This is a genomic window from Paraburkholderia phymatum (genome assembly GCF_038900715.1).
GTDB classification, from domain to species: Bacteria; Pseudomonadota; Gammaproteobacteria; order Burkholderiales; family Burkholderiaceae; genus Paraburkholderia; species Paraburkholderia phymatum_A.
In genome coordinates this window covers 32,994-45,282 of record NZ_JAYMRZ010000017.1, presented here as the reverse complement: position 1 = coordinate 45,282, position 12,289 = coordinate 32,994, and the positions used below count along the sequence as shown (strand labels likewise).

Here is a 12,289-nt window from a genome sequence, read left to right as displayed (position 1 = left end):
CATTCGTGTCGTGAGATTTCCACGCATTGCCCGCCGCGCTTTATTCGAAGAGCGGCGGGTTTTTTTCATGGCGCCGGGATTGCGAGCGCGCAAGCTCACACCCGAAACAAATACAAAGCCGCATACTGCAGCAGCATGATGGTCTTGCCGTCCATGATCTCGCCTTGCGCAACCATCGCCAGCGCATCGTCGATGGGCAATTCGAGCACTTCGATGTCTTCGCCCTCGTCGACGACTCCGCCGCCTCGCCCCACGCGCGCGAGCGCATCGTATTCGGCGACGAAGAAAAAGATCCTCTCCGTCACCGAGCCCGGACTCATGAACGCCTCAAAGATCTTGCGCACCGATTGCACGCGATAACCCGTTTCCTCTTCGACTTCAGCGCGAATCCTTTCTTCCGGCGATGCCTCCTCGAGCAACCCGGCGGGCGTCTCGATCAACATCCCATCATGGCCGTTGACGAACGCGGGGAAGCGGAACTGGCGCGTGAGCACGACGGTCCTGCGCCGCAGATCATAGAGAAGAAGCGTCGCGCCGTTGCCGCGGTTGTAGGTCTCGCGGTTCTGCCGCTGCCAGCTGCCGTCGGCGCGCCGATAGTCGAAGGTGGTCTTCTTCAGCACATACCAGTCGTCGGATAGCACTTGCACGTTGACGATACGCACGCGTTCAGCGGTCTGGCTCATGCGGACTCCTTTTCTCGAATGCCCGGATATTGGGCGGCGATTCCGTCAGGACGCGGCCCTGATGTACCGCGACACCGCACGGTCGAATCATGGTATCGTGCAGATTCGTGCAAAATCAAGAAAAAACGTGCATAGCCGAGCGGACGGCTATCGCTGAGGGTTATTCAGGCAAACGGATGCTGACCTCTCAACGCAAGAAACTGATCCTCGATGCGCTCAAGCGCGATGGCCAGGTGCTGGCAAAGCCGCTGAGCGCATCGTTCGGCGTATCGGAAGACACCGTGCGGCGCGACCTGCGCGAGCTTGCCGCGGAGGGCAAGTTGCAGCGCGTGCACGGCGGCGCGTTGCCGTCGTCACCGGCCGTGGCGGATCTCGCGAAGCGCCGGGCGATCGGCTCGGAGGCGAAGGCGGCGATCGGACGGGCCGCCGCGCTGATGATCGCGGCGGGGCAGATTGCGATCGTCGACGGCGGCACGACGGCGATCCAGTTGGCCCGCCATCTTCCCGTCGATCTGCGCGCGACGATCGTCACGCACAGTCCGAGCATCGTGGTGGAACTGGCTGAACACGAAGCGCTCGAAGTCGTGCTGATCGGCGGGCGGCTGTTCCGTCATTCGATGGTGACGGTGGGCGCGGCTGCCATCGAAGCGCTCAGCCACATTCGCGCCGATCTCTACTTCATGGGCGTGACGGGCGTTCATCCCGAGGCGGGTCTCAGCACGGGCGATCTGGAAGAGGCGTACATCAAGCGCGCGCTTGCCGCACACGCAGCGGAGACGGTCGTGCTGGCGTCGTCGGAGAAGCTGAACGCGGCATCCGCCTACAAGATCGCGGACATCGACGCGGCCAGTACGATCGTCGTCGAGAAGGACACGCCTCGCGAAGCGACCGCGCCCTTCGATGCGCTCGGCGTGACGATCGTGCGGGCATGAAGCGGATCGCCTTGCTCTAGCGCTTCTCGAGAAAACGTTTCAGCGCAGCGAGATCGCGCTCGACCCATTGCGCGTCGGCGGCGAATCGCGCGTCGCTCATGTCCGGCGTGCGCAGCAGCGTCAAGAGCACTTCGGCGCCGTCGCCGTTTGCGATGACGCGCATCGGCACGTAAATCTCGTCACCGTGTTCGGTCGTCACGTAGTGATCGAGCACGCCATGCGGATTGTGCGGCGTGAAGCGCACGCTGACGGGGCGGCCGTCGGCGCTTTCGAAAGTCCACTGCGAGCCTTCGCCGCGCAACGGCTTGCCGAGCCCCGATGCCCACTGCGCGAACGACAGCGGGTGCTCCATGAATGCATAGACTTCTCGCCAATCGCGCGCGATCGACACGCTGATGGTTTTCGAATCGACAGGGCCTGTCATGGGTTCGTCTCCACAAAGGGCAACGACGGTGATAACGGCGATATCAACGGCGCGCGTCTCAAGTTTCGCGCGCGTCATGCCGATATGAGATTGAGCGGTTGCCCATGATGCCTGGATGCCCGCGCGACGGGCGTCGCAGCGCGGGGCAAGCAACAAAACCGCCGTTAAACATTTCATTTGTATCAGAGTGTTCGGGCCGCCCGCTTTTCCGGCGCACGCACTCTACAATGCGGATTCATTTTAGACGGTTAATCTGGCCCTTTTGACGGAAGATCGCATCACGTTTGACGCGGCTCCGGCAGGGCATCGGCTGATTCCGGCACAGCGCCGGAAGGTTGCAGCCGCAACAAGGCGGCATGCTGCGCGACCGTTCGCAAGTGTCGGTCGACACCTGCTGGACAGGCAGAAGCGCGCATCCGGTCTTTAACGAACAATGCGGAGAGCAGATGTCGATGAGTGGACTCGGCAAGACGTGGGCCAGTTTCGCGAGCCTTGCGCTCGCGTTGATGCTGGGTGCCTGCGCGCACTTCAGTGAGCAGAATGCGAACAACAATGACGCGGCCGCGAGCAACCAGACGGCCGCCAATTCAACGCCCGCGCAACCCGCGACGCAGATGGTCGCGCAACCCGTGCCGCCCGTCATGTACAAGGTGCGGCGCGGCGATTCGCTTGTCCGCATCGCGCGCGGGCACAACGTGACGGTCGCGCAGATCGTCGCGTGGAATCATCTGAAGCCGCATGCACGATTGCGGGCCGGTCAGTCGCTGAAGGTGTCGTCGCCGGATGCCGTCAAGATGGTCGCGGTGCCAGTGACATCTTCTCCGGCTTCGAACGGATCGACGTTGAGCGTGAATACGAACGCGGGCAATGGATCGGGCGCGACGGTTGGCAGCGCGACGGGCAGCGATTCGAATGGCAGCACTGGCGCGAACAACAACGCACAGAGCACGACGGCTTCGGCCGCCGCGCCCGCGCCCAGCCCCGCCGAAGCGCGCGAAGTGAACGCCGAAGTGTCGCGTCACGCGAAGAGCGTGTCGTTGATGTGGCCGGCGCAGGGCAGCGTCGTCGAGGCTTTCCAGCCGGGCGAGACGCGCGGCATCGAAATCGGCGGCAAGCCAGGCGACCCGATCCGCGCCGCGGCCGACGGCAAGGTGATGTACGCGGGCACGGGGCTCAACGAGTATGGCAGCCTCATCATCGTCCAGCACAACAAGGACTTTCTGACGGCCTACGCGCACAATCGCAAGCTGCTCGTGAAGACGGGCGACATCGTGCGCAAGGGACAGCAGATCGCCGAGATGGGCAGCGAGAACAACTCGCGCGTGTCCGTGCTGTTCGAGTTGCGCCACGACGGCAAGCCAATCGATCCGATGCCTTTTCTGCCGCATCAACGGAGCTGATCGCGCCGTATCAACGCGCGCAAGGAGTATGAGTTTGAAGGCCCCGGCGAACGCTGTTCGCCGGGGCCTTGCTACGCTCGCGCCCGTTGCTCAGCCGATCCAGCGCATCACGGCGGCGACGATCGCCTCGGGTGCGTCTTCCTGCATCAGATGTCCGGCGTTCGGCACGGCCTGAAAACGCGCGCCGGGCACGAGACTCGCCAGATGCCGCCCGCGTTCGATGGGAATCCATCGATCGTCTTCGCCCCACAGAATCTGCGTGCGGCAGCGCGTCTGCGGATAGCGCGCTTCCACTTCATCCGTATAGCGCTGATCCATCTGCGCGATCTGACGATAAAAGGCTGGCTGCCCGATGTCCCCGAGCCAGGGCTCGACATAGGGCGCGAGTGCTTCATCGGAAATCTTTCGAGAGACCGCGCCGCGAATATATGCATCGACGATTGCCGCATGAATATACGCGGGCAGGCCAGCGAACGCCGCCGCATGCTCACGCACGTGCCTCACGAACGGCGAGCCCCAGGGCGCGACGGCAACCGGGTCGATCAGCGTCAGGCTTCGATATTCGCAGCCATCGATCAGATGCGCGCGCAGCGCCGTCGCGCCGCCGAAATCGTGCGCGACGACATCGGGCGCATCGAGCTGCCAATGCGCGAGCAGCGCGGCCAGCACGCCGTTCTGCACGCCGAGCGACACGTCCTGGCCTTCACGCATTTCCGACTGTCCATAGCCGGGCAGATCGTAGACATGGACCTTGCGTTCATGCGCGAGATGCGGCGCGATGCGATGCCATACCCACGACGAAAACGGCGTGCCGTGAATCAGAACGATCGGCGGACCATCGCCGAAGGTCCGATAGCGAACGGCCTGATCTCGGTATGTGAAGGTCTGATCGAGCGTCCATTGCTTCATCGGTGTTGAACTCCTTTTCGCGAACCGCGCGAGCGCGATCCGTTTCGATGGATCACGACGTATCACGATAGACAGCGATGGGTCACGTCCCTCCGACCGACTTGAGGATCGGCGCGACCTGTCCGTGCGCATGAAGTATCTCGGGGCTGTTCTGCAAGATCTGCCGATAGCGCGGCAGAAACAGATTGCCCGGCACGTCGTCGGAGAAAAGGCCGACCGTCGACTCCACGGCCGCGATGCGTTCGGCGGAAGTTGCTTCGTCGTTGTCGAGAATCTCGTCGACGTTGGCGATCACCGTCGATAGCGGCGTCAGCCAGCGAAAGCCCGATCCGTTGATCAACACCTGCAGGAACGCCGCGGGCGTGACAGTCCCGAACTCCTTTTCATACGACGCGCGCTCGTGATCGAGTATCGCTTTGTGCAGCACGAGCAGCGGCTTGCGAATGTCCGCAAGAAACTGAATGGCGCGTTGGTCGTTCATCGTTCGACTCCAGGGCGAGAGCTTGCAACGGCTATTACACGCGACATCGGACACGGGTGCAATCGGTATCGAGCGATCGCCCCGGCGGGCAGTCCGCACGCTCGTTTTTTTACGTGCCACTACAATCGGTTGGCCTCAGTTTTTGATTGCATTGTATGGGCCGGAGACATGAGTAACGGGTGTGCGGGGACATGGGTAACACTTTGGGCGAGTCATTCGGCCGGCGCCGCTCATGCCATGGAACCCTAGAGACACCATGAACCTGCGCCTGGAATTCGTTCAGCCCGCCTTGCAGGAAGGCGTCAACCGGCGCGAACGGTGCCGGCGATTTGGCGTCAGTCCCAAGACGGCCTACAAGTGGCTGGCCCGTCACGCGCAGGTTCGCGTCGAATCTGACGGGCGAGCACAACACGGGTCTTGGCCGATGGTCGGACGCAAAGCATGCGCCCTCGCAACGAAAGGACGTCAGCGATGCTGCCCGACCTTCTGTCTGCGCTCCAGCACGCGCGCGTACCACGTCAACGGAAAGCACATCGCGAAGTACAGCAGCGCGACCATTCCATAGATCGGAAACGGCCGGAACGCCGCATTGGTGATCATCGTGCCCGTCTTCGTGAGTTCGATGAAGCCGATGATCGACGTGAGCGCCGTGCTCTTGACCACTTGCACGAGAAAGCCGACCGTCGGCGCGACGGCGATCTTCAGCGCCTGCGGCCACACGATATAGCGCAACTGCTGGCCAAACGTCATGCCGAGGCTCGCGCCCGCGGCCCATTGCCCGCGCGGCACTGCTTCGACGCAGCCGCGCCAGATGTCCGCGAGATACGCGCTCGTGTAGAGCGTCAGCGTGACGGTCGCGGCGACCCACGGCGACACGTCGATGCCGAGCAAAGGCAAGCCGAAGAACGCGAGAAAGAGTTGCATCAGCAACGGCGTGCCCTGGAACAGCTCGACATACAGCACGACGATGCGCCGCAGCCACGGCAACGGCGACACGCGCATCGCGAGCAGCAGCAGCCCCACGATGCCGCCGCCCACGAATGCGATCAGCGACAGCAGCACCGTCCAGCGCGCGGCGAGCAGCAGATTGCGCGCGATGTCCCACAGCGTGAATTCGATCATGACGAGCGCTCCGTCGACGGCGCCGGGCGTGCGCCGCGCCACGCGAAGAGATTGCGAAAGAGGCCGCGCGGCGCATCCGTGGAGCGGACCGCGCGTCCCGCGAAGAGTCCCTTGCCGAGCCGGTTCAGCAGTTGACGCAAGACGATCGACAGCACCAGATACGTCGCGGTGATGATCACATACGCCTCGAACGAGCGGAAGTTGCGCGACTGGATGTAGTTCGCCGCGTAGGTCAGATCGGGCACCGAGATTTGCGACACGACAGCCGAGCCGAGCATCACGATCAGCACCTGGCTCAGCAACGCGGGGAACACGTTGGCGACCGCCTGCGGCAGCACGACATGGCGAAACACCTGGCGCTTCTCGAGGCCGAGCGCTTGCGCGGCCTGAACCTGTCCGTGCGGAATCGACTCGATGCCGGCGCGCACGATTTCGATTGCGTACGCACCAAGATTGACCGTCATCGCGAGTATCGCGGCTTCGATTTCGTCGATGTGGATGCCGAGGCTCGGCAGCCCGAAGAACACGAAGAACAGCTGCACGAGAAACGGTGTGTTGCGGATCAGCTCGACATACGTCGCGATCAGCGCGCGCACCCATTTCGGACCGGACGCGGCAGCCGCCGCGCCCGCAATGCCGACGATGCCGCCCAGCACCGTCGAGAGGGCCGTGAGCCCGAGCGTCACGCCGACGCCACGCACGAGCATGCCCGCATACATGTCGAAGCTGCTGAAATCGAACGTGTAACTCATCGTATGCGGCTCATCGTGACATCGGCGATCAAGTGGAATTCAACGCGAGAGGACTTCAACGCAAGGACTCAGAGATTCTCCGGCAGCGGCGCGCGCAGCCACTTCTGCGAGATCGCGTTCATCGTGCCGTCCTTGCGGGCCCGCGCGATGGTCTCGTCGACTTTCTTCAGCAGGCGCGGCTCGTTCTTGTTCAGGCCGACGTGATCGGGCGAACTGAACAGCGAGAACTTCTGCTCGGGATCGTTGGCGGGATGGCGCGCGAGTATCGTCGCGCCCACATCGTTGCCGACGACCATCAACTGTGCTTGACCAGAAAGAAACGCAGAAATAGCGCCGTTCGGATCGTCGAAGCGCTTGATGTTCGCCGACGGCGGCGCGATCTTCGTCACGCTCAGGTCCTCCAGCGTGCCGCGCGCAACCGAAATGCTCTTGCCCGCTAGATCGTTCGCGTCCTTCACCTTCAGCGACTTCGGACCGAACACGGCGAGATAGTAAGGCGCGTAGGGCTGCGAGAAGTCGATCACCTTCTCGCGCTCGGGCGTCTGGCCGACGGAGAGCAGCATGTCCGCCTTGTGATCGGCGAGATAGGCCATGCGGTTGTCGCCCGTCACGGGCACCAGCTCCACCTTCACGCCGAGCGACTTGCCGATCAGGTTCGCGACGTCGATGTCATAGCCTTGCGCCTTCATGTCGGGGCCGATCGAGCCGAACGGCGGATAGTCCTCGAACACGCCGACGCGCACCACGCCCGCCTTCGTGATCGTGTCGAGCGCATCCGCGTGCGCGAGCGGGGCGAACGCGGACAACGCGGCGCCCGTCAAGGCAAAGGCCGCGAACGCGCGGGAGAAGCGGCGGCGGGAGAGGGCGGCGAGGGTCATCGGTGCATCCTTTCGTTGAAGGTTGGGGCAGCAGGGACTACGGGTGAGGGTCACTCTAGGTTTGCCAAAATCCGCGAACAATCGAAATCTGCGCATGGGCGGCATGACGTGCGCTCATGCCGTAGGGGTTGTCCCGAAGCCGAAGCCGCATGAGCGCCGCGCATGAGGAACGGTCCGCGGAGAATTTTGGATCGCGTATGCTTGGGGATGATCGGCCGCGTGTTGTCCGTCAAAGAAGCACGCCCGATGATTTTTACTGATGCGACCCACGCCCATGCGACGACTTCCGCCCCTGAACGCCTTGCAGATCTTCGAGACAGTGGCGCGCCATCGCAGCTTCACGCGCGCGGCCGAGCACCTGTGTCTCACGCAGGGCGCCGTGAGCCGCCAGATTCTCGCGCTCGAGGACTACTACCGGTTCCCGCTCTTCAAGCGCCACGCGAAAGGCCTTACGCTGACGGCCGAAGGCGAGTTGCTGCTGCCGGCCGTCAAGGAGAGCTTTGCGCGGATCGAAGAAATATCGCTGCGCCTCACGCGCCAGCGCACCGATCTCGCGTTGAAGGTGCCGACCTGCGTGATGCGCTGGATGCTGCCCAAGATCATGCAGTTCCAGGCCGAGTATCCCGATCTTCACGTGCAGATCACGACGACGTGGCAGCACGATGTCGACTTCCAGGTCGAGCCGTTCGATGCGGCGATCGTCTATGGCACGTCGGCGGGCGCGGACGTGCAGTCGGTGCCGCTCTTCGAAGAGCGGCTGACGCCCGTGTGCGCGCCGCAGCTGTTGCAGGGCAAGCCGCTCGCGAGCGCCGCCGACCTCGCGCGCCACACGCTGCTGCATCCGACGCGCGATCATCGCGACTGGAAGATGTGGCTCGAATACGTGGACGCGCGCAATGTCGACGCGGATCACGGCCCGAGCTTCGATACGCTCGATCTCGCCACCAACGCCGCGCTGCAAGGCTTCGGTGTCGCGATCAGCGATCTCGCGCTGATCGAAGAAGACGTGGCCGCGCAGCGTCTGGTGCGTCCGTTCGATGCCGTGCTCGCGACGGGCGCGCGCTACTACTTCGTGTATCCGGACAGCGTCGCGCATCAGCAGAAGGTCAATCTGTTTCGCGACTGGATCGACCGGCACTGGGCGGGCTGAGCGGCGGCCTGCGTGCCTGCTTGCGCGTCGCGAACGCAAGAGGCCGCGTTCGCGATGCCCGGCTGCATCAAGGCACGAAAGACAGAAACAGATAGGCGGCCAGCAGCGACAGATGCACGGCTCCCTGAAGGATCGTCGTGCGCCCCGTGCCGAGCGTGAGCGTGCTGATCAGAAGCGTCAGCGCGAGCAGCACGGTGTCCCTGCCCGTGATGCCGAGCGTGAGCGGACGGTTCATCCAGATGAACACCAGCGCGACGGTCGGAATCGTCAGCCCGATGCTCGCGAGCGCCGAGCCGAGCGCGAGATTGAGGCTCGTCTGCAAACGGTTGGCCCGTGCCGCGCGCACGGCGGCAAGCGCTTCGGGCAGCAGCACGAGCGCCGCGATCACGATGCCGACCACGGCAACGGGTGCGCCCGCTTCGAGCACGGCGCGCTCGACGACGGGCGACAGCACTTTCGCGAGCAGCACGACGGCGACGAGGCACACCATCAGCAATACGCTGCTCGTCAGCGCAATGCGCGTGCTGGGCGGCGCGGCGTGCGCGTTTTCGTCGCCGGCGTCGTCGGCGAGAAAGTAGTCGCGGTGGCGCACCGTCTGCACGAACACGAAGACGCCGTACAGCACCAGCGACGATACGCCCGCGAACGCGAGTTGCGAGGCAGTGAGCGCGGGTCCGAGCGTGACGCTGATGTAGTTGGGCATCACGAGCGACAGCCCCGACAGCGACGCGAGCACGGCGAGCGCCGCACTCGCGCCGCGAATCTGGAAGCCCTGCTCGCGATGGCGCAGTCCGCCGAACAGCAGGCAGACGCCGACGATGCCGTTGCACACGAGCATCACGGCGGCGAACACGGTATCGCGCGCGAGTTCCGCTTTCTCCGGGCCGGCCGACAGCATCACCGAGACGATCAGCGCCACTTCGATCACCGTCACGGCGATAGCGAGCACGAGTGTGCCGAACGGCTCGCCGATGCGATGCGCGACCACTTCCGCGTGATGCACGCCCGCGAACACGGAGCCCCCGAGCGCGATGGCCGCGAGCGCCGCCATCAGCCCGTTGCCGGGCAGCGCATAGGCGCCGCCGAGCACGATCCACGCGAGCAGCGGGGCCGCGATCGTCCAGCGAGGCAGTACGGGCGATGTCGATGCCATGTGCGTTTCAGTCCGTTTATCGATGACCGGGTCGCGGATGCGCAGCCTCATCAGCCGCGCGTACCTGAAATTAAAGCAGTTCGGTTCGCCGCGTGTATGACAGGCCGGGTCGCGATGCGCATCGCGCAAAGAAAAACACCGCTCCTCGCGGCGAAGAGCGGTGTGTCGTGCATGATCCGGGCGCCCGCGTCGCGAGCCCCGGAGGCGTTGCGTCGAACATTATTGCCCGACGGGGCGGATCGTCAGCGCGTTCTTCACCGATGTCACGCCTGCCACGTTTTGCGCGACCTGCGTGGCCTTGTCGACTTGCGGCTGCTCCGGCACCGAGCCCTGCAGCGTCACCGCGCCGCTCTTCGCGCGGACCGTGATGTTGGAGACGCTGATGTCCTTGCTCTTCGACAGCGCAGCGCGCACCTTCTTCGCCAGCGCGCGGTCAGCCGACTTCGCTGCCTTCTGGGTCTGCTTCGCGCTGGGCTGGTTGGTCATGTCGACGTCGCTTGCCTGAGCATAGGCGTTGATCGACGCCAGAACCACGAGCGCGCCACCTACCAACTTGATTGCCTGAATCGCCTTCATACACTTTCTCCTGTTGTCATGATTTGCGATGGTGTCGCGCGTGAACGCACCCGGCGAGCGGGCCGTCATACGTGATACCTGTGCACTACCACTCCGGTACTTCGCGATGAAAACGGCTGGAAAGATGCTGCTGGTTGGATAGGCATCGGGTGGCTGCCGATCTGGAGGGCAGGCCGGAACACCGATGCGGCTGGCCGGACAGTAACGATACCTCAATTGGTTCCATGGTGAAGACTTGGGGTCATCAGGATGAGGCATCGGTACAACGGATGGGCGCCGGTCGACGTCATCTGTGCCGGATTGCGTGCATCGTGCATGGATACGGGCGGCGCGTCATCATGCTGCAAACGGCGTGGCCCAAGCGACCGACCCGGCCGGCCCGTTTGCCACCGACGAATCCTCGCATGGTCACGACAACGCTTCCTATCGTTCCTCTTAGTCGCAACGATCTACCCGTCGATACGGTTGACCTTGCGGGCTTCATGCTGGGTAAATACCTGGTCCACGATCTGCGCGAAGGGCGCGTGGCAGGGCGCATCGTCGAGACGGAGGCGTATCCCGTCGGCGATTCGACCAATCACGCGTGGCCGGGGCGGCGCGCGTATAACGGCTCGATGTTCCTCGAGCGCGGGCACGCGTATGTGCGGCTCACCTACGGCATCTACAACGTGATCAACGTGGTCAGCGAGCGCGAAGGGACGGGGGCCGCCGTGCTGATCCGCGCGCTGGAGCCCGTCGAAGGCATCGAATGGATGCAGGCGCGCCGGCCGGATGCGAAGCTGCGCGATCTCGCGCGCGGGCCCGGCAGGCTCGCGCTCGCGCTGGGCATCGATCTGGGCTTTGACGGCGCCGACCTCTGCACGGGGCGCGGCTTGTGGCTCGGCGCGATCGACGGAAAGCGCGTGCCGTTCGCGGTGACGACGCGCATCGGCATTGCGCGCGAGACGCATCGTCTGTTGCGCTTCTACGAGCCGGGCAGCCCGTTCGTCAGCGGGCCGCGCAAGCTGCTGTCAGCGGGATGACGCGCGCGGCGCGGCGCCGCGTTTCTCGAAGGCCCGTCGATGCCCCGTGTGCCGCGGCATGTGGCATGTGGAAGTCGTCACGCTCTCCACATTTCCGCGCATGTGCCGATGTGGCCCCGTCATTATTGCGGCATTCCGTCCCTTGAATCGACGGGCGGTTCGCAAGATCCGCTGAGAACTTTTGCAATCAGCGCAATTAAGTATCTCCCATATAGGGGTTTTCCCTCGGTCCACCGATGGTTACACTGAACTTACTTGCTTCACACACGGTGTGTGAAGCGGCTGATAAAACAACCATCGGAGGTCGTTACCATGAAATCGCTGATCAAGGCTGTCGCCATCGCTGCTGTTCTCGCTGCTCCCGTCGTTTCGTTCGCGCAGTCGAACCAGCCCGTCACCCGCGCACAGGTTCGCGCCGAGCTGGTCCAGCTCGAAAAGGTAGGCTATTACCCGTCCCGGGCTAACGATGCGACCTATCCGGCCGACATCGAGGCTGCCGAGGCACGCGTCCACGCCCAGAACGGCGCTGTCGCGCAAGCGCCCGCCGCCGACACGGGTTATGGCGCGGCGACCAACGGTTCGTCGCAAGCGGGCGGCGCGAAGCGCCTGAGCCCCGCGCAAAACGTCTACTTCGGCAATTAATCGTCGTGTTGTCAGGGGCCGCGAAGTGCGGCCCTGCGTGCGTGCTTTCGAAGAACAATGAAGCGCGCGTGACAAACATCGCGATGGCGACGCGGCGCGGGGTTCAGAGACCTGCGGCCGCGTCGCCGTCGACGAAAGCTTGAACCTCCGCCGCCGCAAGGTGGC

Annotated in this window: 14 protein-coding genes and 1 pseudogene; 6 read left to right on the top strand and 9 right to left on the bottom strand. The window is 64.0% G+C overall.

Annotation, left to right across the window (positions count from 1 at the left end):
- Window positions 1–95: 95 nt before the first annotated feature.
- On the bottom strand, window positions 96–683 hold the full coding sequence (locus VSR68_RS27435; protein ID WP_342942853.1) for an NUDIX domain-containing protein: 588 nt from the start codon (window positions 681–683) through the stop codon (window positions 96–98).
- Between the two features lie 89 nt (window positions 684–772).
- Between VSR68_RS27435 and VSR68_RS27430 the strand changes: the two genes are divergently transcribed.
- Window positions 773–1,615 carry a DeoR/GlpR family DNA-binding transcription regulator gene (locus tag VSR68_RS27430; protein WP_342942852.1) on the top strand — a complete coding sequence of 281 codons (843 nt, stop codon included), beginning with the start codon at window positions 773–775 and terminating at the stop codon, window positions 1,613–1,615.
- A gap of 16 nt (window positions 1,616–1,631) precedes the next feature.
- Here VSR68_RS27430 and VSR68_RS27425 read toward each other — a convergent pair whose 3' ends face one another.
- Window positions 1,632–2,039, bottom strand: coding sequence for an SRPBCC family protein (locus VSR68_RS27425; RefSeq protein ID WP_342942851.1), 408 nt, complete (start codon window positions 2,037–2,039; stop codon window positions 1,632–1,634).
- 446 nt (window positions 2,040–2,485) lie between these two features.
- Between VSR68_RS27425 and VSR68_RS27420 the strand changes: the two genes are divergently transcribed.
- On the top strand, window positions 2,486–3,439 hold the full coding sequence (locus VSR68_RS27420) for a peptidoglycan DD-metalloendopeptidase family protein (RefSeq protein WP_342942850.1): 954 nt from the start codon (window positions 2,486–2,488) through the stop codon (window positions 3,437–3,439).
- 90 nt (window positions 3,440–3,529) lie between these two features.
- Here VSR68_RS27420 and VSR68_RS27415 read toward each other — a convergent pair whose 3' ends face one another.
- Complete coding sequence (locus VSR68_RS27415; protein ID WP_342942849.1) at window positions 3,530–4,348, bottom strand: alpha/beta hydrolase; 819 nt, start codon at window positions 4,346–4,348, stop codon at window positions 3,530–3,532.
- An 82-nt stretch (window positions 4,349–4,430) separates the two neighbouring features.
- The gene (locus tag VSR68_RS27410) at window positions 4,431–4,829 is read right to left on the bottom strand and encodes a hypothetical protein (RefSeq protein WP_342942848.1); all 399 of its coding nucleotides are present in this window, start codon (window positions 4,827–4,829) and stop codon (window positions 4,431–4,433) included.
- Between the two features lie 232 nt (window positions 4,830–5,061).
- Between VSR68_RS27410 and VSR68_RS27405 the strand changes: the two are divergent.
- A pseudogene (locus VSR68_RS27405) lies at window positions 5,062–5,208 on the top strand (helix-turn-helix domain-containing protein); the annotation flags it as partial.
- Between the two features lie 86 nt (window positions 5,209–5,294).
- Here VSR68_RS27405 and VSR68_RS27400 read toward each other — a convergent pair.
- The 3 genes from VSR68_RS27400 to VSR68_RS27390 form a co-directional block, all read right to left on the bottom strand.
- Window positions 5,295–5,951, bottom strand: coding sequence for an amino acid ABC transporter permease (locus VSR68_RS27400; protein WP_342942847.1), 657 nt, complete (start codon window positions 5,949–5,951; stop codon window positions 5,295–5,297).
- A complete protein-coding gene (locus tag VSR68_RS27395; RefSeq protein ID WP_342942846.1) occupies window positions 5,948–6,703 on the bottom strand; it encodes an amino acid ABC transporter permease in 756 nt (251 codons plus the stop codon). Before VSR68_RS27395 ends, VSR68_RS27400 begins: the two co-directional genes overlap by 4 nt.
- A 68-nt stretch (window positions 6,704–6,771) precedes the next feature.
- Entirely contained in the window at window positions 6,772–7,581 is an 810-nt protein-coding gene (locus VSR68_RS27390) for a transporter substrate-binding domain-containing protein (RefSeq protein WP_342942845.1), read from the bottom strand.
- A 274-nt stretch (window positions 7,582–7,855) separates the two neighbouring features.
- On the opposite strand from VSR68_RS27390, the gene VSR68_RS27385 reads away from it, so the two are divergent.
- On the top strand, window positions 7,856–8,731 hold the full coding sequence (locus VSR68_RS27385) for a LysR substrate-binding domain-containing protein (protein WP_342942844.1): 876 nt from the start codon (window positions 7,856–7,858) through the stop codon (window positions 8,729–8,731).
- 67 nt (window positions 8,732–8,798) lie between these two features.
- Here the strand turns inward: VSR68_RS27385 and VSR68_RS27380 are convergent, their stop codons facing one another.
- Window positions 8,799–9,884, bottom strand: coding sequence for an ionic transporter y4hA (locus tag VSR68_RS27380; RefSeq protein WP_342942843.1), 1,086 nt, complete (start codon window positions 9,882–9,884; stop codon window positions 8,799–8,801).
- Window positions 9,885–10,103: 219 nt separating this feature from the next.
- Window positions 10,104–10,460, bottom strand: a complete 357-nt coding sequence (locus VSR68_RS27375) for a BON domain-containing protein (RefSeq protein ID WP_342942842.1) — start codon at window positions 10,458–10,460, stop codon at window positions 10,104–10,106.
- 404 nt (window positions 10,461–10,864) lie between these two features.
- Between VSR68_RS27375 and VSR68_RS27370 the strand changes: the two genes are divergently transcribed.
- Both VSR68_RS27370 and VSR68_RS27365 read left to right on the top strand, forming a co-directional pair.
- Window positions 10,865–11,482, top strand: coding sequence for a DNA-3-methyladenine glycosylase (locus tag VSR68_RS27370; protein WP_342942841.1), 618 nt, complete (start codon window positions 10,865–10,867; stop codon window positions 11,480–11,482).
- A gap of 312 nt (window positions 11,483–11,794) precedes the next feature.
- The gene (locus VSR68_RS27365; protein WP_342942840.1) at window positions 11,795–12,124 is read left to right on the top strand and encodes a DUF4148 domain-containing protein; all 330 of its coding nucleotides are present in this window, start codon (window positions 11,795–11,797) and stop codon (window positions 12,122–12,124) included.
- The last annotated feature ends 165 nt before the right edge of the window (window positions 12,125–12,289 follow it).